The sequence below is a fragment of the Ignatzschineria sp. PL_is040 genome, assembly GCF_055813795.1.
In genome coordinates, this window is record NZ_JBVPGU010000001.1 from 797,117 (window position 1) to 823,042 (window position 25,926).

At 41.9% G+C, this 25,926-nt stretch carries 19 protein-coding genes; 7 read left to right on the forward strand and 12 right to left on the reverse strand.

Annotated features, from left to right (window positions below; translation table 11 throughout):
- The 4 genes from recB to arcC all read right to left on the reverse strand — a co-directional run bounded on the left by recB (nucleotide 1) and on the right by arcC (nucleotide 6,540).
- Complete coding sequence (recB, locus tag AC0SAP_RS03345; RefSeq protein WP_473382929.1) at nucleotides 1-3,819, reverse strand: exodeoxyribonuclease V subunit beta; 3,819 nt, start codon at nucleotides 3,817-3,819, stop codon at nucleotides 1-3.
- Nucleotides 3,820-4,065: 246 nt separating this feature from the next.
- Nucleotides 4,066-4,608 (reverse strand): Smr/MutS family protein, encoded by a 543-nt coding sequence (locus AC0SAP_RS03350; protein ID WP_473382930.1) that lies wholly within the window; start codon nucleotides 4,606-4,608, stop codon nucleotides 4,066-4,068.
- A gap of 47 nt (nucleotides 4,609-4,655) precedes the next feature.
- Complete coding sequence (gene tehB / locus AC0SAP_RS03355; protein WP_473382932.1) at nucleotides 4,656-5,261, reverse strand: tellurite resistance methyltransferase TehB; 606 nt, start codon at nucleotides 5,259-5,261, stop codon at nucleotides 4,656-4,658.
- A 352-nt stretch (nucleotides 5,262-5,613) separates the two neighbouring features.
- Nucleotides 5,614-6,540 (reverse strand): carbamate kinase, encoded by a 927-nt coding sequence (arcC, locus tag AC0SAP_RS03360; protein ID WP_094566940.1) that lies wholly within the window; start codon nucleotides 6,538-6,540, stop codon nucleotides 5,614-5,616.
- Nucleotides 6,541-6,926: 386 nt separating this feature from the next.
- Between arcC and mscL the strand changes: the two genes are divergently transcribed.
- From mscL to AC0SAP_RS03375, 3 genes are all read left to right on the forward strand, one after another.
- The gene (mscL, locus tag AC0SAP_RS03365) at nucleotides 6,927-7,361 is read left to right on the forward strand and encodes a large-conductance mechanosensitive channel protein MscL (protein ID WP_094567354.1); all 435 of its coding nucleotides are present in this window, start codon (nucleotides 6,927-6,929) and stop codon (nucleotides 7,359-7,361) included.
- A 269-nt stretch (nucleotides 7,362-7,630) separates the two neighbouring features.
- A complete protein-coding gene (locus AC0SAP_RS03370) occupies nucleotides 7,631-8,569 on the forward strand; it encodes a 2-hydroxyacid dehydrogenase (RefSeq protein ID WP_473382933.1) in 939 nt (312 codons plus the stop codon).
- 116 nt (nucleotides 8,570-8,685) lie between these two features.
- Nucleotides 8,686-8,943, forward strand: a complete 258-nt coding sequence (locus AC0SAP_RS03375) for a hypothetical protein (protein ID WP_473382935.1) — start codon at nucleotides 8,686-8,688, stop codon at nucleotides 8,941-8,943.
- Nucleotides 8,944-9,060: 117 nt separating this feature from the next.
- On the opposite strand, the gene rlmB is transcribed toward AC0SAP_RS03375, so the two are convergent.
- Nucleotides 9,061-9,798 (reverse strand): 23S rRNA (guanosine(2251)-2'-O)-methyltransferase RlmB, encoded by a 738-nt coding sequence (rlmB, locus tag AC0SAP_RS03380; protein ID WP_473382936.1) that lies wholly within the window; start codon nucleotides 9,796-9,798, stop codon nucleotides 9,061-9,063.
- A 772-nt stretch (nucleotides 9,799-10,570) separates the two neighbouring features.
- Here rlmB and AC0SAP_RS03385 point away from each other — a divergent pair.
- Complete coding sequence (locus AC0SAP_RS03385; protein ID WP_473382937.1) at nucleotides 10,571-11,899, forward strand: cytochrome ubiquinol oxidase subunit I; 1,329 nt, start codon at nucleotides 10,571-10,573, stop codon at nucleotides 11,897-11,899.
- A 2-nt stretch (nucleotides 11,900-11,901) separates the two neighbouring features.
- Nucleotides 11,902-12,918 carry a cytochrome d ubiquinol oxidase subunit II gene (locus AC0SAP_RS03390; RefSeq protein WP_473382938.1) on the forward strand — a complete coding sequence of 339 codons (1,017 nt, stop codon included), beginning with the start codon at nucleotides 11,902-11,904 and terminating at the stop codon, nucleotides 12,916-12,918.
- Nucleotides 12,919-14,012: 1,094 nt separating this feature from the next.
- On the opposite strand, the gene fbaA is transcribed toward AC0SAP_RS03390, so the two are convergent.
- Both fbaA and AC0SAP_RS03400 read right to left on the reverse strand, forming a co-directional pair.
- Nucleotides 14,013-15,098 carry a class II fructose-bisphosphate aldolase gene (gene fbaA, locus AC0SAP_RS03395; RefSeq protein WP_286480779.1) on the reverse strand — a complete coding sequence of 362 codons (1,086 nt, stop codon included), beginning with the start codon at nucleotides 15,096-15,098 and terminating at the stop codon, nucleotides 14,013-14,015.
- Nucleotides 15,099-15,466: 368 nt separating this feature from the next.
- Nucleotides 15,467-16,675 (reverse strand): aminotransferase class I/II-fold pyridoxal phosphate-dependent enzyme, encoded by a 1,209-nt coding sequence (locus AC0SAP_RS03400; protein WP_473382940.1) that lies wholly within the window; start codon nucleotides 16,673-16,675, stop codon nucleotides 15,467-15,469.
- Between the two features lie 671 nt (nucleotides 16,676-17,346).
- Between AC0SAP_RS03400 and typA the strand changes: the two genes are divergently transcribed.
- Nucleotides 17,347-19,170 carry a translational GTPase TypA gene (gene typA, locus AC0SAP_RS03405; RefSeq protein WP_109235863.1) on the forward strand — a complete coding sequence of 608 codons (1,824 nt, stop codon included), beginning with the start codon at nucleotides 17,347-17,349 and terminating at the stop codon, nucleotides 19,168-19,170.
- Between the two features lie 633 nt (nucleotides 19,171-19,803).
- Here the strand turns inward: typA and nagZ are convergent.
- The 5 genes from nagZ to AC0SAP_RS03430 form a co-directional block, all read right to left on the reverse strand.
- Complete coding sequence (gene nagZ, locus AC0SAP_RS03410) at nucleotides 19,804-20,802, reverse strand: beta-N-acetylhexosaminidase (RefSeq protein ID WP_473382942.1); 999 nt, start codon at nucleotides 20,800-20,802, stop codon at nucleotides 19,804-19,806.
- A 72-nt stretch (nucleotides 20,803-20,874) separates the two neighbouring features.
- Nucleotides 20,875-21,681, reverse strand: a complete 807-nt coding sequence (locus AC0SAP_RS03415; protein WP_473382943.1) for a ferritin-like domain-containing protein — start codon at nucleotides 21,679-21,681, stop codon at nucleotides 20,875-20,877.
- A 172-nt stretch (nucleotides 21,682-21,853) separates the two neighbouring features.
- Nucleotides 21,854-22,888 carry a Holliday junction branch migration DNA helicase RuvB gene (ruvB, locus tag AC0SAP_RS03420; protein WP_473382945.1) on the reverse strand — a complete coding sequence of 345 codons (1,035 nt, stop codon included), beginning with the start codon at nucleotides 22,886-22,888 and terminating at the stop codon, nucleotides 21,854-21,856.
- 253 nt (nucleotides 22,889-23,141) lie between these two features.
- A complete protein-coding gene (gene folE2, locus AC0SAP_RS03425) occupies nucleotides 23,142-23,957 on the reverse strand; it encodes a GTP cyclohydrolase FolE2 (RefSeq protein ID WP_473382946.1) in 816 nt (271 codons plus the stop codon).
- Between the two features lie 9 nt (nucleotides 23,958-23,966).
- The gene (locus AC0SAP_RS03430; RefSeq protein WP_473382947.1) at nucleotides 23,967-24,482 is read right to left on the reverse strand and encodes an LPS-assembly lipoprotein LptE; all 516 of its coding nucleotides are present in this window, start codon (nucleotides 24,480-24,482) and stop codon (nucleotides 23,967-23,969) included.
- Nucleotides 24,483-24,794: 312 nt separating this feature from the next.
- Here AC0SAP_RS03430 and lpxL point away from each other — a divergent pair, with 312 nt between their 5' ends.
- Nucleotides 24,795-25,706, forward strand: a complete 912-nt coding sequence (lpxL, locus tag AC0SAP_RS03435) for an LpxL/LpxP family Kdo(2)-lipid IV(A) lauroyl/palmitoleoyl acyltransferase (protein WP_286480834.1) — start codon at nucleotides 24,795-24,797, stop codon at nucleotides 25,704-25,706.
- The last annotated feature ends 220 nt before the right edge of the window (nucleotides 25,707-25,926 follow it).

Sequence of the window (25,926 nt, forward strand, 5' to 3'; positions counted from 1 at the left end):
TTAGATCTCCTCTGCCTCTTCTAACCCTAACCGAGCTATTAACGCCTCAACTAAAGCATAATCCGGCTTAACATAATAGATTCCACTTCTGCCTCCTGGCACCATTCCCCGAAGATAGAGATAGTAAACCCCACCAAAATCACGGGCATAGTCAAAATCTGCACGCTGATTTTGAAGAAACTTTACAGCTGCCACGGTATAGAGAAGATATTGAAGATCATAATAGGCATGATCGATTGAGTGCTGCATCGTAGATTGATCGTAATTCTCCGGCAATGGTCCAAGATAATTACTCTTATAATCGGCGACATAAAACTTCCCATCCACTTCAAAGAAGAGATCGATAAACCCTCGAAGAAATCCACTTAAGGTCTCAAAGTCTAATGCACTCTTTAACGCTCTTGTCGGCTGCTGATCAAGAAGTTGATTAAGCGATTGCGCATCGATCCGCTGAGTAATAGGAAAGATAAACTCTAGCTCTCGTACCTGTTGATTCCCTTCTAAGATCTCCCTTAAATTTTGAGAGAGCGCTAGATCCGCATGAAAGATAGAATCAAGCCAGAGTTGTAGCTCTTCAACTAAATGTGGGAGATCAGATACTGGCACAAGATGTGCAAAATTCTCCTCAATCAGTCGGGTGAGAAGCTCGCGATCTTCTAATTGAGTAGGTTGATAACGCTCTAAGAGATCATGAATAAAATTACCGGTGATCGCTCCTTTTGGAAAGTAGGAGAATCGCTCTAACGATAATGGCGGCTCTTCTCCCTTATGATCACTCTCAATATCTGCCTGTTCAAACTCAACCTCATCATCTAACAGCTGTGGAATGGGTGTGCTACTCTTTGCATTATAGGAGAGATTGGAAAAACTCGTAAAACGCCATAAAGGTGCTAATCGACGCTTAAATTGTGCCGGCACAGGTGTAGATTGCGCTTCGGTGATCAAATTAACACGAATCATTTGTGGATCATTCAGCTCCTCTTCTGAAAAGATCTGATGTGAAATTCCCGCTTCAAAAAAGGGCGCTAAATCCTCCTCTTTAGTCCCGATCCCCATCAGATAAGAGAGCGCATTATCTTGATACGCCTTTTTATCTAATGCTCGGGTAAAGCCCACATAGGTATGAAACTTTGCTCGTGTTAAAGCGACATAGAGTAACCGAATATCTTCCGCTAAATTCTCCTTTAGAAAGTAACGCTCAATCTCCGGAGTACACTCTTCAGGATAGATATAACGACGCTCTTTTGTCGCATCGATATAGATCCCCTCCTTTTCACCACGCCCTTTAAAGAGTGCAAAAGGAAGAAAGACAATCGGGAACTCTAACCCCTTCGATTTATGAATCGTCATAATTTGTAGGGTCTTAAAATCGCTCTCAAGCCGGATCTTCTCCTGCTGCCGACCTTCGACATTAAAAATTTTGTCATGTAACCAGAGTAGCAATGCTTCCCCATTACTAAAGGATTCCCGTTGCAATATCTCTGCCAAATGAAATAGATCGCTCGCTTGCCGCTCGCCATCCTCTAGCATTAAGAGTTTCGCCAGACGATTCTCCCGCACCATAAAGGTTCGGATCATCGCTAAAACCCCCTGCTTCTCCCAAATCTCCCGTAATTGGTAACGTTCTGTCAGAAGCTTCTCAAAAGCATCGGGATCACTCATCAGTGCTTCATACTCCTCTACAGAAAAACCATAGAGCACGGAACCGACCGATTGCATCACCTTTTTACGATCATGCATAAAGAGCAAGGTATAGAGAAAGAGGTAGAGATCAAGGGCGATACTATTGCCGGCATCAAAAATTGAGCTCTTCTCTGACAAATAGACTGCATTCACCCCTACTCTGCGCAGCGCTTTACGGAGTATATCCGCCTCACTGCCAGAGCGAACTAGAATAGTGATATCTTCTGGTGATATCGCGCGCGAGCCCTCTTCACTCGCTAACTGCCCCTCTTTTAAGAGCCTTGCAATCTCCTCAGCTGTTGCCGCTGCCATCTGATCTTTAAAATCACCATTATTCACACGACTAGCAGCCTTCTTCTCTTCATGCTCAACCTCAGTCGGTGCCGATCGATACTCTAAAAAGGTCATTCCAGCATCTGGTCGATGAGGTAGGATCAATTTGGAAGATGCTGCCGATGATGGCGTCTTAATCTCAATAAAGGGAATATCTTTCTCAATAAAGGGTGGATTGATCGCAGCTCTTAGACCAAAGAGTCGATTAACAGCGGCGACCTGCAGCTCTCCTGAACGGTAGTTGGTATTGAGCGTATAGATCTTTTCAATATGCTCTTTAATACCTAAATAGGAGTGGATATCTGCCCCACGGAAACGGTAGATCGATTGCTTTGGGTCTCCTATCATCACAAAAGGAATCTCAGGATAATCAAAAAAGAGGCGACGAAAGATCGCTAATTGTTGATGATCCGTATCTTGGAACTCATCGATTAAAACGGCTCGATAGCGAAGATGTAGAGCTTCTAAGAAACCTTCTGTTGCTGTTAAACTCTTCTGGTCAAGTTGCGAGAGTAGATCCTCAAAGCCTAAGATATGAGCCTCTTGCTTCATCTGTTGTAAGATTGCTGATACCTTACTGCCGGCGTAATGATAGCAGATAGTAGAGATCGCATGCAGAGACTCCAGATCCATAAAGAGCTGATAGAGTTTTTCCGGCATACGTCGGAGATCTCCCCCCTTCATCAAGCGGCTCTCCATATGCGCTAACGAAAACTTATCCTGATCTTGGAAGGGGAGAATCGAATCACTCTCAACCCAACGCATTAAAGCATCATGATACTTCTTAATCAGATCGGTACGATAAGATTGTTTCTTAAGACCGACTAAATTTACAAGATCAATAAAATCATCATGAGAGAAATCGCTACGAATCACCGCCTTCATCGCCTCAACCTCTGATCGAACCCTATCGAGCAGTTGCTGAAGATGATCGATCTCTTCCCACTTCTCTCCTTGCCAAAGATCGGTCTGTATCAGAGAGGGATCACGCAATAATGGTAAAATTTTATCTAAAAGATTGAGTCCTTTCCGCTGAAAAAAACGATGGTCGCGTATCTCATGAGCTAGCGGAATACCAAAGATGGCTTGTACCGTTTTAGCCGCTTCGAAAGAGAGCGGGTAACACTCTTCACGCCAAAAATGGTAGATTGCCTCTCGATAATAAGGGGAGAGATCCTCTTCTAATTCAAAGTTGAAAGGCTGCCCTAAATCGAGCGCATTCTCCTTTAAGAGACGTTGGCAAAACGCATGGATCGTATAAATTGCTGCCTGATCGATCGCACCTTCCGCTTCAATAAGAAGATTAAGGGCGGATTGATAACGTTCTGCCTGAGGAGTATCCGTTACTACCTCATCATCAAAGAGAGAGCCTTGCTCCCGATAGAGCCCCTCACTTCCCGCTTCATACCCGTCATACGTGTCATACGTGTCATCTGCATATGAGTATGAGTATGATGGGGTATTTCTCTTTTCTAAATAGGCCTCAACCAACGCTAAAAGCGCTGAATCAGCGATATCCCCACCCACCATATGTTGTAAAAAAGCATGCTTTAACTCAATAATACGGCTATAAATTCGCTCTTTAAGCTCTGCTGTTGCCGCATTGGTAAAGGTGACGATTAAAATTTCAGGGAGCTTTTTCGCATCTTTATCATCATTGAGTCCTAAGAGCAGACGCAGGACTAAAAGCGTGATGGTATAGGTCTTTCCTGTACCGGCTGAGGCTTCTATCATCATATTGCCGGTAATAGGAACCGTTTGAGGATCTAAAATAGGATAAGGAGAAGTAGATGGATCATGCATAGCAATTAGACTCTTGCCTCACGTTAAACTGAAGGTTATATAGGTTATACAGTATAGAAAATCTCTATAAAGAGGGCGATTACCCATTCTCTCCATAGTATCATGAAGTTAATATCTCGCCCCAGATCGAAATGAGTTGATTCACTTGAATTGAATCCGATTCAAGTGAGTCCGATTCAATTGAGCCCGATTTAATTAAGTGCATTTCAATTGAGTGCGCTTCAACCTTAGGGAAGGAGATGAATATTAATCAAAAGGATATTGACTTCGAAGCAGACAGAGCGTTGCGCCCCTTCCTCCCATTCTTTGTGGTGGATTGGCAAAGGCGAGAATATCTAGCTGTAATCGTAGCCAACGATCGATCAATCCTCGAATGATCGGATCCCCCTTTGAGCCATAGCCTTGACCATGAATAATCTTGATACAGAAGAGATTCTGCTTCAGTGCAGCGTAGAGAAAATATTGCAATTCATCACGCGCCTCTGAAGCAGTTAAACCATGAAGATCGATCACTGCATCAGGCCCAATTTTTCCCTGAAGCAGTTGTCGCAATAACTTTGGTGAAACCCCATCACGCCGAAATCGCATCTCCGCTGTTGGATCACTATCGATCCAAGTGGGATCATCACTCATCAGATCGACTCTATCGGGATCTTCTCGCAATGCTTTACGAATCTTCACCTTCAATTGTGGTCTTGGTAATTTCAAGACATTCTCTTGATTTTTAATCTTGACAACATGACCGACGCTACCACGAAAAAGGGCTCTATCTTCCTCACTGATCATCATCGCTTTCCCTATCTTTTTTCCTCTTAATCTATCATCTATCAAAATTATTAAGCAGGTTTTCTTGCTAACATCGTTGCAAACTGTAATTTTAGACGATTGCCATTAGCATCACGACGATGAAGCTCGCCAACCTCTTCGTTGTAGTGGAGTAACTCCCAACCATTGTAATAATTGCGAAGCTCTCCCTCTTTAAAGGTAAAAGGAAAGCCATCAAAGGGATAAGCCTCCGTCGACATCGCTGAAACAATTAAATTATAACCGCCAGGTGCGGTATGTTGTTGCATCTGTGCAATAAGATTCGGAATCGCCTCTTTTTGTAAAAACATCATCACAACTGTCGAGATCATCAGGTCATACTCTCCTTCAATCTCAACCGTATTGAGATCTCGCGCCTCAACCTGAATATTGTTGATCCCTTCCTGCTCAATGATATCGCGAATCGTCTGTAACATTCTAGGATTAAGATCGTAAGCGGTAACATCAAATCCCGCTTCTGCTAAGTAGAGAGAATTACGACCTTGCCCACACCCTAAGTCGAGAAGTCGACCCGGCGATAACTGATACTCTTCGATCAACGCCACAACATCCGTATGGGGTAACGTTAAGCCATATTTTTGATGGTAATAATCGATAGGATGTTTGCTGTTATTCATAATCTCTCCCTCTATGCGCTGATCTCAGCTCTGATCTGACCTCTGATTCCAATACCACTCCAATCTCATTTCCACCCCATTCCAATCTTACCCCAACCCTATAGGAGAGATTAAGTAGAATTGATAAGAGCGAATAGAGATTAATCGATCGAATCATCAATCATAAAAATGGGGCAGAATCACTCTGCCCTCACCTATAACTTTAGCATTCACTTTAACATTCTCTTTAGCATTAATTATTAATGCTAATTAATGTTAATTCTCACGTTAACTCTCACGTTGCATAACGCTTATCTACTCTCTATATGATACCTGAACAAGCACAAAAGAGCGGAAAGAAACTTAAAAAAGATTACTCATAACGGATCCAGGTCCCGGTCTTCCCGTTGAATCCCTCTTTTGCCCGCTCTAAGGAGGTAATCAATGCACGCTTATCTCTATTTTGCTCAACAAAACTCATCGCCGCACGAATCTTAGGCAACATGGAACCTGGCGCAAACTCCCCTGATTCTATATAAGCAGCAGCTTCAGCATAATTCATCTCTGAGATCTCTTCTTGATTCTCCTTACCAAAATTAATTGCAACCTTCTCAACTGCCGTTAAAATCACTAAAAGATCAGCATTAATCTGATCTGCTAACTTTGCAGAAGCAAAATCTTTATCAATCACAGCTAATTTACCAACGGTTACCCCATCCTCAATCGCTACAGGAATACCGCCTCCGCCCACCGTAATAACTAGTTCCCCGGCATTGATAAGATTTTCAATAGTTTTAATTTGCACAATTTTTTGGGGCAGTGGCGAAGCGACCACAATACGATAACCTCTTCCGGCATCTTCCATTACAGGGTAACCCGCTGCTGCTAATTTATCTGCCTCCTCTTTGCTATAGAAGGAGCCGATAGGCTTCCGCGGATTAGCAAAAGCAGGATCATCACTATCAACTAATACTTCTGTCACAATGGTGACAACCTCTTTCTCGATCTGCCGACGCTGTAACTCATCACGCAAAAATCGTTGAAGATGATAACCGATATAGCCCTGACTCATAGCGCCACATTCTGTAATAGGAACCCCCTCTTTCCCAAGATTCTGCTCTGCAACATCCATTGCGAGCTTAATCATCCCTACCTGTGGTCCATTGCCATGCGCTAACACAACATCATGTCCTTCGGCAATAAGATCCACAATCGGCACCACGGTCGATTTTAAGATTCTCTCTTGCTCACTGACACTATTACCAAGCGCATTGCCCCCTAAAGCTACTACAATTTTCATCAAAACCTCCTTATTAATAACCCTACTAATTTATCCTATTGCCTCTTGAACGCCAATTTAAATATTAGATAGCCTACAACTGTAAAATGATCTAAAATAGTGCGCCTCTCAAATGGGGATATTAATAGGATAAAAATATTAATTAGTATGATTATTTAAATGATTATAATTGCTAAATTGTGGCCAATAAAAAAATCACTAAAAATCATTAAAAATCAACATAAGTTAAGCCCTATTTAATTAACAACTCAATTAGACTTAATTAGACTCAATTAATAATTAAAAATAGCAGCAAATGAATAGCCATAAATAAGGCAATAGGCATTACAATAAGCAAAACTAAATAAAACTAAATAGAGTTAAAAAAACAGAGCTAAAATATGAAAATTAAGTTTCTTCAAGAGTTTAAAGAATTCGCAATGCGCGGAAATGTGATCGATCTTGCCGTTGGGGTGATCATTGGTGCAGCATTTAATAAGATCGTCTCCTCCCTTGTTTCCGATATTATTATGCCCCCTTTAGGACTTCTTCTTGGTGGAATCGACTTTAAAGACTTCGCCTTAACACTCAAAGATGCGGTAGGCGATGAGCCGGCTGTAATTCTTAATTATGGTATGTTTATCCAAAATATCTTCGACTTTATTATCGTCGCCTTCTCAATCTTCTTAGCGATTCGCGTTATGAACAAATTACGTGCAAAACAGGATGAAGCTGTAGCCGAAGCAGTAGAAGAAGCTATAGAAGATCCAAAACCAACGCAAGAGGAGATTCTCCTTGCTGAGATTCGTGATCTTCTTAAAGAAGGTCAGAAAAAGGCTTAAGTTGTCGATCAATTTTGCCCTTTTCAGCAAAAATGCATCACTGCATAACTAAAATAGTCGTTAGCCTATAGAGAGTAGACGATTGTGAGTAGATGATTGTGAGTAGACGATAGAGAGTAGAAATCATCCTTCTACTCTCTTTTTTTATTCCTCTCTTTTTATCCCTCTCTTTTTCTCTCCCTCTTTTGATCTCACTCTTGATATGTTATCTCTATTAATTAATGACTGATAACTGATAACTGATAAAAATAATAGCAAGGGGGGCAATCATGACACATCTACTCTATCTAACAGAAAATGATCGAGGCCTAGAACGCTGGCGCACGGAGATCGCTAAAATCGATCCCAATATTACAATTCATAGCTTAAATGATCATTATGATCCAGAATCGATCGAAGTTGTACTAGCGTGGAAACCGCCTGCTGGCATCTTTCCAACACTAACACAATTAAAGTTAATTCAGTCGCTCGGCATGGGGGTTGACCACCTCTTTAAAACAGCAGATCGCCCGACACAGATGCCGATCGCCCGTATTATCGATCCCGATATGGCCAATCAGATGAGTGAATACTCTCTCTATGGAGCATTAACCGCTTTTCGTAACTTTCATCGCTATCGAGCCTCCAAAACTATTCGCGAATGGAATCCCGAACCTCGAAATTTTCACGATGAATTCACAATTGGCATCTTAGGCTATGGTGAACTTGGTAAAACAACGGCCGCACGACTACAACAGAATGGCTTTCCGAATATTCGTATCTGGTCTCGCACGCCCAAAGAGATTCCTTCATTAAAGAGTTATGCCGGCACTGAAGAGCTTCTCGATTTTGCGAAAAATCTAGATCTTCTCATCTGTCTATTGCCGCTCACATCAGAAACAGAATCAATCCTCAATCGCACCCTCTTCGATCAACTCAATCCTGGTGCTTATCTAATTAATGCCGCACGAGGAGAACATCTTAATAGCACAGATCTGATCGAGGCAATTGAATCAAAACAGATCGCCGGAGCATTGCTTGATGTCTTTGCAAAAGAACCGCTCCCGAAAACAGATCCCCTCTGGACAATTCCCGAAATCGAGATTACGCCCCATGTTGCGGCATCGACCAATCCTCGAACAGCAGCGGCGCAAGTTGTGGAGAATATTCGTCGGATAGAAGCTGGCAAAATAGCCCTCAACTTGATCGATCTCGACCGAACTTACTAATGATCAAGGCCGATTAAGGCCAATTATTGCTTACCAAACATTGATCATCAGCGATCGATCTCTTATTATGGATCACCCTATTTTATCTTCGTATCGTCCATTGAGGTTATCTAACAATGCTTGCACTCAACAAATTTATGTTTTATGCCGGAATGATTATTAGTATTATCGGTACTGTTGTCGGCTTACCCATGCTAATTCTTGGACAGAAAACAATTGGTATCTACCTTGTTACCATCTTTGTTCCTGTCGGATTTTTAATGTGGTTTTCAGGCTTTGTGGCTTATACATTTTTACGCCCAAATTCCCTTAGAGAGAAAGATGATCGTGCGCATGATGCGGCTCAACGCTATCAACGCCAAGTACCCGACTAGATCTATAGATATTAGAAATAGAAAGAGCGAGATAAACCTATCTCGCTCTCAATCATCGCTCTCAATTATTTATCAATGTTCAAACTAAAAATAAAAACGCCAAGTACAGCGTTTTTTTTATAACTGATGCCGCTGACGATATGCTTCTGCTAAGGTCACTCCGGCGGCAACAGAGACATTGAGACTCTCGATCTCCCCTTCCATCGGAATTTTGACAATAAAATCACAACTCTTCTCGGTTAAACGGCGCATACCGGAACCTTCTGAACCCATTACAATAGCATGTGGTCCTCTAAAATCAGCCGAAAAAATAGTACTTTCACCACCACCGGCTAATCCTGATATCCAGATTCCTCTCGCTTTTAATTTCTCTAAAACACGCGCAAGATTGGTCACCTCAATAAAAGGGACTCGCTCTGAGCTACCACTTGAAACCTTACGCACCACCGGCGTTAATGAGCATGCATTATCTTTAGGAACAATCAATGCATCAACGCCAAAGGCTTCTGCACTACGTAGACAAGCCCCCACATTATGCGGATCTTGAACCTCATCCAGAATCAAGAGAAATGGAGGATGATCGAGCTGATCTAGAAGCTGATAGAGGAAGTTTTCACTCTCAGGAGGACGCACAGCGATCTTAGCAATCACGCCTTGATGACGGCTCTCACGCACTAACTCCTCTAACTGAATAGATGTTAGATGCTCAGGCCTAATTTTAAGCCCCTCCAATAATGCGATCATTCCTTGCATTCTCTTATCTTTACGCGATGGATCGATCGCCACCTTAATTACTCGATCTTCTCTGATTGCGGCTTCCACTGCATGAAAGCCATAAATCCACTCTTCAGCCATTTCTTTACACTTATCCTGTTTGAATAAAATAGTTCCCAATTATCGCATGTTTTCTATCCCACTGCATTGCTCTTTAATGATTGATTGAGGCAAATAAAAAACCTCCTGAGAAGATTCGCCCCGAGGCCTCTACTCTCTATCACTCCTCTATCGTCTATTTACTTTAAGAAAAGAGTTCTTCAACACTTCATAATAAGTATCAATTATTGTAAAATGATGAGTAAATGTAGAGGGCATCACTGTTTCCTCTCTACGGAGGAAGGTTTGATTGCCGGCTCATTGATAATTCTATTTCTGTTTTTTACACATTTAAAAACCTTACGGGCAATAGATTATTAAAGTATCTAAAGAGAAAGCGCTACAATGCAGAGATCTTATGATACAACTCGCTAACAGCAGATCTTATTTCAACCGTAATCGACATTAACCATTTTAATTAACCTTATTAGGAGCAATTTTATCGGTCGCCCGCTTTTTTAGCAGAGAGAGAAAGAGGCATTAGTTCAAAAGCCTCCACGAATCTTCTCCCGGCACCCCATTGATTTTTAAAACTTAACTGATCAAATACCTGAATAGTTAAGAAGCACTAGGGGAATCTTTTAAAAATCACTATTGGAAAATTACCACTATAAGATCTTATTAAAATGATTAAAAGAGATTATGAAATGAGATTAGTTGTTAACGCAGGAATAAATATTACCTATAGGTCGTGATATTAACCGTTAAGTGTTAATCTCATCATAACTACACTCACTAACAAAAAGGGCCCCCTATGGAACTAGATCCGATAGTGTTAGCGCGAATACAGTTCGCAATCAATATCTCCTTTCATATTATCTTTCCAAGTATCAATATTGCACTTGCTTGGATACTCCTCTTCTTTAAACTGCGATTTGAAAAGACCAATGATCAATCTTGGTTAGATGCATATAATTTCTGGGTGAAGATATTTGCATTAAGTTTTGCCATTGGCGTTGTTACCGGTGTAACAATGAGTTTCCAATTTGGTACCAACTGGCCAGGATTTATGGAGCATGTCGGGAATATCGCAGGTCCACTCTTAGGTTATGAGGTATTAACAGCATTCTTCTTAGAAGCCACCTTCTTAGGTGTCATGCTTTTTGGCCAAAAAAGAGTCTCTCCCTTTATTCACAACTTAGCAACCTTCTTAGTTGCGGTGGGAACGACCTTCTCCGCCTTCTGGATTATCGCTCTTAACTCATGGATGCAGACCCCTGCCGGCTATGAGATGATCGATGGTGTTGCGCATGTGACAAGCTGGTGGGATGCAATCTTTAACCCCTCATTCCTGACGCGTTTAGCTCATATGTTACTTGCTTCAGGCTTAACAGCAGCTTTCTTAATTGCGGGAATCTCAGCTTATAAGATTGTTAAGGGAGATCCTTCTAAGTCGAGCCGTCGCTCACTCAATGCAGGTGTCATTATTGCGGCGATCTTAATCCCGATTCAGATCTTTGTCGGTGACCAATCAGGACTTTTAGTCTTAAAACATCAACCTGACAAACTTGCAGCGATCGAAGCTGTTTGGGAGACTGAATCTCCGATGGCATTCAACGTTATTGCCTTCCCTAATGAGGAGACCCGTAGTAACGATTTTGCACTTCAGATCCCCCATTTAGGTAGTATTATTCTTACCCACTCTCTTGATGGTAAAGTTTTAGGACTTAATGAGTTTAAAGAGCATCCACCCGTTGCGATTGTATTCTGGAGCTTTAGAATCATGGTCGGCGTTGGTCTCTTAATGTTACTCACATCATGGATTGGTGCGGTCCAGTTGATGCGTCGCAAAAAAATTGGACCTAAGATGCTCAAAGTCTTTATCGGTATGACCTTCTCCGGTTGGGTTGCGGTTCTCTTTGGTTGGTATACTACCGAGATTGGTCGTCAGCCTTGGATTGTTTACAACCTGATTAAGACAGCAGATGCCGCAGCGCCACATGGTCCTACTGTGATGATCTCATCCTTACTCATCTATTGTTTAATCTACATCTTCGTTCTTGTGAGCTATCTTGCAGTGCTCTTCTATCTCACAAACAAGACTGTTAAAAACAATATCGCTGCAGAAACACAAGGAGCATAATTATGGTTATGGATGCTGCAACAATACTTCCCGTTATCTTTGCGGGCCTAATGGCTGCCGCGGTCTTCTTCTATATCATCTTCGATGGTTATGATCTCGGCGTTGGTCTGCTCTTCCCTTTTATGAAAGAGCGTAGTGATCGCGATAAGATGGTGGCAACGGTAGACCCTTTCTGGGATGCTAATGAGACCTGGATCGTTCTTGGAATTGGGGTGATCTTTATCGCCTTCCCGAAAGCGTATGGTGATATTTTAGTATCGCTCTACATCCCTACCGTCTTGATGTTAGGTGGGTTAATCCTCCGTGGTGCTGCCTTTGACTTTAGAAATACGGCACCTAAACATCGTCAACCGATGTGGGATGCACTCTTCTGTTTTGGCGCCTATCTTGCAACCATGTCGCAAGGTATTATGATCGGCCTCTATGCAACAGGGCTTGAGCATACCATGGTTAACTGGATCTTTGCGGTCTGTGTCGGTATCGCACTCTGCTTTGGCTATGCGCTTTTAGGCTCTGCATGGCTGATCTTTAAATCTGATGGTCACGTTCGCCTCTTTGCCGCAAAAGCGATTCGTCGCTCCATCGTGTTGGCTTTCTTAGCGATCGTTTTAGTCTCATTAGCGATGCCATATACTAGCGATGCGATCTTTAAGAAGTGGTTTACTATTCCAAACCTCTACTATTTAGCGCCAATCCCACTGCTCTGCGTCATTTTTGCCTTCATTATCTTTAGAAGTCTTAAATTTATTGAGCAAGATACAACCTACAAACGTGATTGGGTCCCCTACTTTCTTGCAGTATTGATTGTATTGTGTACCTTTATCGGTTTTGGCTACAGTATCTTCCCCGATATTATTATTGGAAAACTCAATATCTGGGAAGCAAGTGCTGCACCTAAATCATTAGAATTCACCCTCTGGGGAGTTGCGATTGTTTTACCACTGATTCTTCTCTACACATTCTATGTGCATAAGATCTTCGGTGGGAAAATCCTTCACGATGAGCAGACTGGCTACTAATTAGCGAAAATAGATATTGATATATCTACAGAAGAGGAGATAAAATGATCTCCTCTTTTTTATCGAAAAATAAATTCTCCTCACACAATGCAATACCACTTATTTTCTTAAAAGATCTGTCAAAATAGCAAAGGCTGAACGCTGCCGGATTTCACTATCGCAAAATTCCAAAAATCACGCACCGGCAGTTGGTGATCTTCTATCGCCGGCACCTATTGTTTAACGGCTATTTAATCACTATTTAAAAGTTGTTTAAATCATGTTTAATTATTTTCTCGGCATTAAAAATGCCAAACTGCGGGCATGCACCAGTGAAAAGAACAAGATGGTGGGCTCCCGCCCCTCCAATACCCCTCTTAAGAATGATTCATCAAAATAGCAAATGCTGAACGCTGCCGGATCTCACTATCGCGCAGCTCCAAGAATCACGCGCCGGCAGTTGGCGATTTTCTATCGCCGGCACCTATTGTTTAACGGCTATTTAATAACTATTTAAAAGTTATTTAAATCATGTTTAATTATTTTCTCGGCATTAAAAATGCCAAACCGCGGGCATGCACCGGTGAAAAGAACAAGATGGTGGGCTCCCGCCCCTCCAATACCCCTCTTAAGAATGATTCATCAAAATAGCAAAGGCTGAACGCTGCCGGATTTCACTATCGCGAAATTCCAAAAATCACGTGCCGGCAGTTGGCGATCTTCTATCGCCGGCACCTATTGTTTAACGGCTATTTAATAACTATTTAAAAGTTATTTAAATCATGTTTAATTATTTTCTCGGCATTGAAAATGCCAAACTGCGGGCATGCACAGATGAAAAGAACAAGATGGTGGGCTCCCGCCCCTCCAAAAACTCTCTTATAGAATCAAATAACAAATAAAGAAACAGAAGCTGTTGAACTTTATTCTTTTACTGCTGAATATCACACTATCAAAAAAGCGATATATCCAAAGACATATCGCTCTTTTATCATTTTGATTACAATCTTTCTGATCATGCTGAATGATCTATGACTGAATCTGTAACTGATTCCTTCTATTTCACTCTTAATAAATTAAGATTAAACCATGATTAAATAGAAGTTAAATACAGATTAGTTACGATTCATTGCGTTAAGATCTTCATAAGCAACTAAAACACGCTTCACGAGACTCTCTTGACCTTTACGTAACCAAGCACGTGGATCATAGTAAGATTTGTTAGGACCAAATGGATCTTCAGGGTTTCCTAACTGACTTTGGAGATAGCCTTCATTCGCTTTATAGTAGTCAAGAACGCCTTCCCACGTTGCCCATTGAGTATCAGTATCAATATTCATCTTAATGACACCATAGCTAATCGCTTCACGAATATCTTCTAAACTTGAACCTGATCCACCGTGGAAGACAAAATCGAGATGTTTTGCCGGAAGATTGAACTTCTCAGAGACATATTTTTGTGAGTTATCTAAGATTTCTGGTTTTAACTCAACATTTCCTGGCTTATAAACACCATGAACGTTACCGAATGATGCCGCAATTGTGAAGTGTGGACTCACTTTGCTCAACTCTTCATAAGCATAAGCAACATGTTCTGGTTGAGTATAGAGCAGCGCATTATCCACTGAAGTGTTATCAACGCCATCCTCTTCACCACCGGTAATACCTAACTCGATCTCAAGGGTCATTCCTAATTTATCGAGACGCTTAAGATACTCCACACAAGTTGCAATATTATCTTCTAATGACTCTTCTGATAAATCAATCATATGTGAGGAGAAGAGTGGCTTACCTGTCTCTTCAAAGAATTTTTCACCTGCTTCAAGAAGACCATCAATCCATGGGAGCAATTTTCTTGCCGCGTGGTCGGTATGAAGAATGACCGGTACACCATAAGCTTCTGCCATTGTGTGAACATGTTTCGCGCCTGATACAGCCCCTAAAACAGCGGCCTCATGACCACCATATCCTGAAAGCTTCAATCCACGACCGGCATAAAATTGTGCTCCACCATTGGAGAACTGGATAATCACAGGAGAGTTAGCTTTAGCCGCCGCCTCTAAAACCCCATTAATTGATTCTGTATTGACAACATTAATCGCCGGCAATGCGAAATTATTCTCTTTAGCAATTGCAAATACCTTTCGGACATCATCACCAAAGAGTACGCCTGGTTTCACCACATCAAGGACTTTAGCCATACTACAATTCTCCTACAAATAGTTTAAAAACAGCCTTATTCTACCCCGTCTAAGCTTCTAAATCTACCTATCCTAATGCTTAATTTTCCCTAAAGAGAATCCTCTATTTTCCAAAAGAGTTCAGAAAACAGATCTCAAAATAGATCTTGAATCTACACTCAATCTCCTGCCGAAAGCAAGCATTAAAGTCGGACTCAAAATCGATACCGAATATCGATCAGTGCTGAATCGATAGATAAAAAAAATGAGCTGTAGAAAATTGCTATAACGCTACAGCTCATCTTCATTTTATCTCGCTTTTATCCCGCATCTACCTTACTTTTATCACTTCGATAGAAGGGATCATCTAACTACTTTTGCGCATTAAACTACGGTGCCACTACCAAGCCATCTTTAATAAACATCTGCCGTAGATTCTCTATCGCCTGCGCTGTTCTCTCATCATCGACAATGAGACCAAAGCGAACATATCCTTCGCCTCCCTTACCAAAACCGATGCCGGGCGCTACCGCAACAGATGCCTCTTTAATCAACTTCTCTGCAAACTTCATCGATCCCATTTCACGATAAGCATCAGGAATCTTAGCCCAAAGAAACATCGATGCTTTAGGCTTTTTAACATCCCAGCCGATCGATGAGAGTCCATCACACAATAGGTCACGTCGTGCCTGATAGCGTAGACGAACCTCTTCAACACACTCTTGCGGACCGGTGAGCGCTGCAACAGCAGCATGTTGAATCGGTGCAAAAGAGCCATAATCGAGATATGATTTAATCTTTGTCAAAGCACCAATCAAGGTTGGATTACCCACCATAAATCCGACACGCCAACCTGCCATATTGTAACTTTTAGAGAGCGTATAAGATTCAACAGCAATATCGATAGCACCTTCTACCTGTAAGATGGAGGGGGCTTGATAATCATCAAAAGAGAGATCAGCGTACGCTAAATCATGCACAATCCAGATACCATGCTCTTTTGCTAAAGCGACCATCCGCTCAAAAAAGGCTAGATCGACACACTCAGATGTTGGATTTGAAGGGTAGTTGAGAAAGAGCATCTTCGGCTTAACCGGACTATTCTCAATTGCAGCTCGAAGATTAGCTTCAAAATCATCTTCAGGACCCGCAGGAACATGAATCACAGTAGCGCCGGCAATAATCGGACCATAGGGATGGATAGGATAGGCAGGATCAGGTACTAAAACAACGTCCCCTTTATCTAATACTGCTAAGGTCAGATCCGCGAGCCCCTCTTTAGAACCGATAGTATAGATCGCTTCACGATTAGGATCTAAAGTGACTTGATACTTACGCTGATACCAATCACAAATCGCTCCTCTAACGGGAGCAATTCCTTTTGAGGCTGAATATCGATGATTGGCACCTTCTTTTGCCGCTGCTGTTAATGCATCAACAATATGCGCAGGGGTTGGCTGATCGGGATTTCCCATCCCAAAATCAATAACATCTTTTCCTGCTGCCGCAGCTTCTGCCTTTAGCTCATCAATCACACTAAAGACATAAGGAGGGAGTAGTTCAAGACGCTTGAACTCAGTAGAAGGTTGCTTTGACATGATATTCCTCATCAATAAAACAGAATAATAAAATGGTGTATAAATTGGGTGGTCTACAATTAGTGTTATAAAAATGATAGGTTCGACAGCAGTGATCAATAGACTCGAGCTCAGAGACTGACATCGATATTGACAGAGTCGATATCGACACAGCATTAATGCATTGAATTTAAATGAAATGATCTCTCAACATTTATTGAGAGCCTCATTAAATCTCATATCAGCCTTATATCAGTCTTATCTAAGGTACATATCAGTAAACCTTATATAAGGCTAAGGCTCACTCAAATCTTGAAAAGTTTCTGTTGAACGCTTTATTATTATCGAACATTAAAAAGAGGGACTCTAAATGGGAGTGCCTCTATCGCAAATTACTAGTGATTATCGAAGTTGTCAATCATCTGATAAAGACAATTTATTTTGTAAATAAATTCCCACTCAATTCTTTCCCAAAAACGACTTCCCAAAATAGAAAAAAATTGATTTTTAACGATATTCCTCGTTTGCCAAAAGAATCAAATCTCCTACTTCATAAAATAAATTAACTCAAAAAATAATCAAAAAGTGCGTTATAATACAGCCCTCGAAAGTAGATAATCTCAATAGAATCGCCCTACCCTCAAGATCATATTTGAGGCTTCGCTGGGCATCAATGATAAAAGAAAGTGAAAATGATAGATAAATTAAGAAACATAGCCATCATCGCCCACGTTGACCATGGTAAAACAACCCTGGTTGACCAACTCCTCAGAAGTTCAGGAACTTTTGGTGAGCGTGAAGAGGTTGCGGATCGCGTCATGGATTCGAACCAAATCGAAAAAGAGCGAGGAATTACGATCCTCTCTAAAAATACCGCTATCAACTGGAATGGGTACCGTATCAATATCGTAGATACTCCAGGACATGCGGATTTTGGTGGCGAAGTTGAGCGTGTTCTCTCGATGGTTGACTCGGTATTACTCCTCGTTGACTCAGTAGAGGGCCCCATGCCTCAAACCCGCTTTGTAACACAAAAAGCGTTTGCGATGGGTTTTAAACCGATCGTTGTCATCAATAAAATTGACCGACCTGGCGCACGTCCTGATTGGGTATTAGATCAAACATTTGAACTCTTCGATAATCTTGGTGCTACAGATGAGCAACTCGACTTCCCGGTTGTCTATGCATCAGGAATTAATGGCTATGCCGGACTGACTGATGATGTTCGTAGTGGTGACTTTGAGCCTCTTTTCCAAGCAATTATTGATCATGTACCTGCACCTGATGTTGAGGTTGATGCACCTTTTCAATTACAGGTTTCATCACTCGATTATAACTCTTATGTCGGAGTAATCGGTGTTGGTCGTATTAAACGTGGTAAAGTTCATAAAAATATGAACGTGACTGTTATCGATCGTGAAGGCAAAAAACGTAATGGTAAAATTCAACAGATCTTAGGTTTCCACGGCCTTAATAAAATTGAGTTTGAATCAGCACAAGCAGGTGACATCATCAGCTTTACCGGGCTCGACCCCCTCTTTATCTCAGATACAATCTGTGATCCACAACATGTCGAAGCGTTACCACCTTTAGCCGTCGACGAGCCAACCGTTTCGATGATGATTCAGGTCAACACTTCACCTTTTGCGGGTAAAGAAGGTAAGTTTGTCACCTCACGCCAAATTAAAGAGCGTCTTGAAGAGGAACTCATCCATAACGTTGCTCTTCGTGTTGAAGCAACAGATAATGCCGATGTCTTTAAAGTATCGGGTCGTGGAGAACTTCACCTCTCTGTTCTTATTGAAAATATGCGTCGTGAAGGTTATGAGATGGCTGTCGGTCGTCCACAAGTCATTATTCGTGAAGAAGATGGCGTTAAGATGGAACCCTATGAAACATTGATGTTTGATATTGAAGAGCAACATCAAGGTGACATTATGGAGCAGATGGGGAACCGTTTTGCTGAATTGCAAAATATGGTGCCGGACGGTAAAGGACGTATTCGTCTCGAATATATGATTCCTTCACGCGGATTGATCGGTTTCCAAACAGAGTTTATGACCTTAACAAGCGGTACAGGACTGATGTTCCATAACTTCGATCATTACGGTCCACTTAAAAAAGGATCTGTCGGTCAGAGAAAAAATGGTGTCTTAATCTCTAATGGGCAAGGTAAAGCGCTTGCTTATGCCCTCTTCAACCTACAAGAGCGCGGACGCCTCTTTGCAAGTCATGGAGATGAGATCTATGAAGGTCAAGTGATCGGTATTCATAGCCGTGATAACGACCTCGTCGTCAATGCGTTAAGAGCAAAGCAACTAACCAATATTCGTGCTGCCGGAACCGATGAAGCATTAACATTAACAACACCGGTAAAATTAACCTTAGAGCGCGCTATTGAATTTATCGATGATGATGAGTTAGTAGAAGTAACGCCAAAATCGATCCGTATCCGCAAGCGCTACCTTACAGAAGCGGATCGCCGTAAGCATCAACGCGCAACAAAAGATATCTAAAGGATATCTAGAAAAAGGCTAGAAGAGGGCTAAAAAAGCGATATAAAAGATAACCGGCTCTCATTAAAAGCTGATCTCTAATGATCATATTTCAACTTTGAAAAATCAAAAAAGAGATCAGAAAGCAAATTAAAACCGCTCATTCATTGATCGGTTTTTTTATTTATTAATAGGGATAACGTCTGCTAAAAATTCCATTTCAATTCAACAAGTTACATTAAAATAGATTTTCTATCCCCTTTATCCCACAACTATGATCAAGTTGTCCTAATAGTTATCCACAGAAAATGTGCATATCTCCCCAAAAAAAGGGATAACTCATCTTAACAAGAGATTCACATTTTAAAAGTTTAAAGTTGAGATCAGAAAAAACCAAAATAGATTTTGCTTATTTTTTAAGCAAATAAGGACGGATTAATCACAGGTTGAAAACCCTCTATTTCCAAGGCTTTTGAGAGTTATCGACTTTATCCCACAGCTATGATCAAGTTGTCCTAATAGTTATCCACAGAAAATGTGCATATCCCCACAACTTATCCAAAAAGGGTTTTGTTACCCCTCTTTTTAACTCTTTTAGCCTTTTATGGCTCTTCACCTCTCTTTTCCGCTCTATTAGATAGAGAACCGCTCTGCTCAATCAACGGTTAATAGCTCCCGAATCGCTTGAAAATCATTACAAAGAAGAACAATATCGATACCGGCAGAAAAACAACGATCAACCTTCTCTTTTACAGAGCCCAAATGGCTCGCTCCTCCCATATCGAGATCATCACTAATAATGGCGCCCTGAAAAGCGAGCTCCTCACGAAGATATCGGAGCCACTTCTCTGAAGAGATAACACTATTATCAGCATCGAGTGCCGTAAAGATAATATGTGCCGGCATCAATGCCTCTATGCCAGCATCAATCAACGCCCGAAAAGGTTTAAGATCTCGCTCTTCTAAGAGCGTTAAAGGCCGATCATCTTGCGCAATAGCAACATGGGTATCGATATTGACAAAACCATGCCCTGGAAAGTGTTTGGCAACACCAACCGATCCTGCCGCCCTCACTCCTCGATAAAAAGCGAGAACAAGCTCAGTCACAACGGAAGGATCATCATGAAAAGCACGATCACCAATGGCAGGATTAACGCCATAATCGATATCACAAACAGGGGCATAACTAAAGTCAACACCTACCGCGATAAGCTCTGATGCCATGATCGATCCCAGTTGATAAGCTTCAGAAAGTGCGGCTTCTCTTGATTGATCATAAAGCCTCCCTAACTCGCGCATAGGGGGCAGTTGAGTAAAGCCGTCACGAAAACGTTGGACACGTCCTCCCTCATGATCAACAGAGATCAACAGCTCAGGATTAATCCCCCGTATCTCAGCTGTTAATGCTGTCAGTTGCGGCTTATCTTGATAATTACGGCTAAAGAGTATTACGCCGGCAACATCTTTATGCGCTAGCCATCTCCTCTCCTCTGTTGTCAATTTAAGACCTGAGAGTCCGATAAAGAGTCTCTTTTTTAATGCTAACAGCCTTGATCTTATCGAAGAGACAATCTCTCCTTTCAACGCCGGATCCTCTCTATCTGCTACCGTCTTCTCCTTTCTCATGCTCTTTTTCACACTCTCTTCTTTCATCTTCTCTCCCACCCTTTTTCAAGTTTTTTTGATATCTCGTCTAATCACAACCCTGCCTGCACTCGCCGAAATCTAAAGTTCGATCGATTCTACAAGATAATCGATCTCCTCTTGTGTAAATCCTGAACGGAGACGTGCTTCAATATTAAAGGGAGGCTTTAAAGTCTGTCCATACTCTTCAATCAAGGAGAAAAAGGTCTCTTTGGGCGGTAAATCTCGATCTTTACAGAGATAACGATACCAGTGATTTCCCACCAAGACATGGGACTCCTCCTCTTGAAGGATAATTTTTAGCAGAGCAACAACCTCATCTTGACCATTGAGTGTAAGGCGCTCAATAATTCCCGGCGTAACATCTAATCCTCTCGCCTCTAAAACTCGCGGCACTAATGCCATCCGAATAAGGGGATCATGCGCCGTTCTTTCTGCAGAATCCCAGAGTCCATTATGTGCCTCATAAGCACCATAAAAAGAACCTTCTGACTCTAAATATTGCGCTAACATCCGAAAATGGCGCACTTCATCTTTCGCGACCAACAACCAATCATGATAAAACTGCGCCGGCATCTGCCGAAAACGGTAAGCGGCATCAAGCCCAAGATTAATCGCATTAAACTCGATATGACAGATAGCATGAACGAGCGCTAAAACACCTGCTTTAGAACCTAAGCGCCGGCGTGGCACCTCTTGAGGCGAAACTAAACGAGGAAGTTCAGGTCGTCCTGCAGGAATCACTCCCAGGACATCTTGATCGGGATAAGGCTCTATCTCCCCACTTAATAACTGATCATAGAGCTGATCAACCTTTTCACACTTTTCTTCAGCATCTGTTGTATAGAGCGCATCCTCTACAACCGCATAAAAATCTCTCTTTACCATCGCTCACTTAACTCGCTTATCCTGCTAACTCACAATATTGCTTCATGACTACATTGCTTCATGACTAGCATAGCTATATTCCTATATTCCTATATTGCAAATAATTTCTAGATGCTCTCTAGAGACCTTCTCCATATCCGCATCTAATCTTCCATAATGCCAATCCTATCCCTTATGAGATATCGCCAATATCCTCTTCCGGCAGATCCACCGCAAGACCAAAATATTGATGACAGAGCTGTGTGGCAACACGCCCTCGAGGCGTACGCATAATAAACCCTTCCTGAATCAAGAAAGGTTCAATCATATCTTCTAATGTTCCCTTCTCTTCACCTAAGGCCGCCGCTAAAGTATCGATACCTACAGGCCCACCATCAAATTTTTCCACAATCAGGCGAAGAAAATTACGGTCATGCTCATCTAACCCGGCATTATCGATATCGAGCATTGCTAATGCTGATCGGGCGATCTCAATGGTAATATCGCCATCTGCTTCAACCTCTGCCACATCGCGCACGCGACGTAAGAGGCGATTAGCAATTCTCGGTGTTCCACGAGAGCGACGTCCAATCTCATAGGCGCCCTCCTCAGTAATGGACGCCCCCAATAAACGCGCTGATCGTTTTACAATCTCTGTTAACTCTTGATGGGTATAGAACATTAAGCGAGATACAATCCCAAAGCGATCACGCAGTGGTGAGGAGAGAAGTCCTGCTCGCGTTGTAGCACCAATAAGTGTAAATGCGGGAAGATCGATCTTAACCGAACGCGCCGCCGGTCCCTCACCAATCATGATATCGAGCTGATAATCCTCCATTGCCGGATAGAGCACCTCTTCTACCGCAGGATTGAGGCGATGGATCTCATCGATAAAGAGAATATCGTTATCCTCTAAACTCGTTAAAATTGCGGCAAGATCACCCGCTTTTTCTAAAATAGGACCTGAGGTCTGCTTTAAACCAACGCCCATCTCATGAGCAATAATATGGGCGAGCGTTGTCTTTCCTAAACCTGGAGGACCAAAAAGCAAGACGTGATCGAGCGCCTCTTCACGCTTAACTGCTGCCTGAATAAAGATACTCAACTGCTTGCGAATCGGTGCTTGTCCGGTATAGTCTGCCAATTTTTTAGGACGAATCGCACGATCTATCACCTTCTCTTCCGCTAAGGGTTGATCACTCACTATTAACCGATCTGACTCTAACATCTATACCTCTTTCTCTACGATCATCATATCTATTTATGCATCTACTCGACTCTCTCTTCGACTCTATTGAGCTCTTCATGTCGAAAGAGATAGAATGCTCCACTAAGCGCCTATTCTAACAAAAAGGCGCATCTGAAGAGGTAATAAAAAAGAGATGAGTGCGTTACCATATTCACACATCTCATCTCTTTTAATAATTACCCGATAATCACTCAGCCGGCACTCGAGCATCTCTCACCGGAAGTTACAAATGCTAAAAGGTATAATTCACCTTTGCGTAAGCTTGATGATTATGGATCGATTCAAAGTTCTCTGATTGTACAGAAAATGCTATTAGATCCTGACGCCCTCTTAGGAGTACAACAAGATCACGCACCAGATCTTCTACAAATCGAGGCGTCTTATAAGCCATCTCTGTCACATACTTCTCATCAGGACGCTTCAATAGTGGGTAGAGTCTCGATGAGCCAACTGACTCCATCTCCATCAATAATTGATCGATATCGATCGATTCAAAACCTGCTCGGTCACGAAATTGTAACGCGATCGTTAAATGGGAGCGCTGTGAGTGTGCACTAAACTCAGAGATCTCTTTAGAACAGGGGCAAAGACTAGTTACCGGCGCCATAAGACGTAATTCATAGTGCGATTTTCCGGGATCTGAATGGTTCGATTCAGCTACAATTTCACAATTGAAATCCATTAGGCTCTTTGCCTGAGAAACGGGTGCAGTTCGAGTAAAGAAGAGCGGAAATTTCAACTCTATCTGCGCTTTCTCTGCATCTAATTTCTCTTCTAAAGAATTTAATAAGGTCGTTACACGTTCAAGTGAAAAAGGCTTCTCTAAACGATCCCACACCTCAATAAAGCGAGACATATGGGTCCCTTTTCGCTCTTTTTGCAATGTTACTGTAAAGGCCGCTTCCATTACACTATGTTGAGATTGCCCCCCATTACTAAACTCAATGGGAAGGCGCAAGCCACTGATTCCCACTTGTGAAATCTCTACATTGCGCTCATCTCCATAGGCCTGCACATCTTTAATAGCAGTTACATCTCCGTTTGTCACAAAATCTCCCTATTGCTTAGCTTTCATCACTGCAATTAATCTTCTAATAAATACTCGACTTAAGTCATCTGCAAGATCGCGTCTAATCGCGGCCTCTGCTGTTGTCTTTGCAAGTGGCTCCTTCTCATCGATCGAGAAGTCTCGTGAACGGGTGAATCGACTCGCGGGAAGAATGATGCCTCCTTGAGAATCTGTCACCTTAATCCGTGCGAAGATATCGGTTGTATAACTTCGTCGCGCACCATTTAAGCTACTTGCTGTTACCCGTGTATCATATCCCTCATCAATATCGATAATGAGATCGGCATCTTCCCGATTATTCACAAATCGTAACTCAGAACCGAGTTGTCGCTTAAGATAAAACTCCACACTATCCCGAGAGTATGCAGGACCATTATTCTCTACAAATGCAGTCCGATACGCTTCTGGAAATGAGACATTTCCTCGCAAATGGAAACCACATCCTGCTAATACCATCATAAACCCCAATATTAGAAGGGCTCTTCTACCTATCTCTGATCTCATTATCCGTTACCTGCTATAGGGTATAAAACAACTTGATTAAAATCAAAGTTTACCTGTTTTTTACCGCTCAATTTTTACTCATCTTTACCACGACATTGAGTGAGATAAAAGTGAGACTCCATCAACGACACAATCATCTCCTCAAAAAGTGGTGATCTCCCCCTCTTTTTAAAAAGGAAGTTCTGCGTATTATAGCGGATCGAGTAGGAGATCTCTCTCAATAAATTTAGCCAATTCTTAAGTCGTTCCTATAACAGCCTTTGACAAAACTGTTATAATCTACCCTCTTTCATATAGGCTATTATTAGAACTATGGATAAACACACCATACCGAAAGCTTCTGACCACAAGTTATTAGCAACAGGTATCTTTCTTGCAAAAATGATTGCGCATCTCCCCCTCCCTTTTCTCCTCTTTCTAGGAAGAATAGCCGGCAGATGCTCCTACTATATTGCTAAAAGTCGACGTAAAATCATTCAACGAAATGTTGAACTCTGCTTTCCTGAGCTCGATCATGCTGCACAAAAAAAGTTAGTCAAAGAGAACTTTCTCTCTATGGGAATGGCGATTTTTGAGGTGATTATTGCGTGGTATATGCCCAAAAAACAGCTTGAAAAACATCTAGTTTATGAAGGATTAGAGAATTTAGAAGCTTTTGAAAAGAGTGGCAAGGGTGCGCTTCTCCTGACGCTTCATATGACACCTTTAGAGCTAGGCGGTCGAGCGATCTCCTTTAAAACAAAAGTTCGTGGCATGTATCGTCCGCATGAAAATGAGTATTATGAGTATGTACAATATAAGGGACGTTTTGATCAATCTGGTTTAGAGCCGATCACCCGAGATGAGACCCGTAGAATGATTAAACTCCTTCGAAGTGGCGATCTGATCTGGTACGCTCCTGATCAAAATTATGGTAGTACCGATCATGTCTTTATCCCCTTCTTTGGCGTTAAAGCGCTCACTATTACCGCAACTTCAACCCTCTGCCGTTTAGGAAAAGCAGTGGCCCTTCCTTACTATGTGATCCGTAAAGGTAATCGATACCACATCAAAATTTTACCCATGCTTGAGAACTTTCCGACCAAAGATCTTAAAGCAGATACGCTTCGAATCAATCAGATGTTTGAATCTTGGATTTTAGAAGCGCCGGAACAATATCTCTGGGCTCATCGCCGTTTTAAGACTCGCCCTAAAGGGGAGCCTGATCTCTATAAAGATCTCTAGAGAAAAGATCTCTAGAGAATAAGATCTATTGAAGCGCTCTAGAGTAGAGATATAGAGATAAGAACAACCCAATTGACCTTCAGCAATTGACCTTCAGAAAAGAGCGCTCTGAAATCAGCCGATAAGATCGATATTAGTAGAACCTGTGATAGGTCAATATCTCATCCCCATATCACTGTAGTATCGTGGGAATATTGTGAAAAGATCATGAAAGGATCGT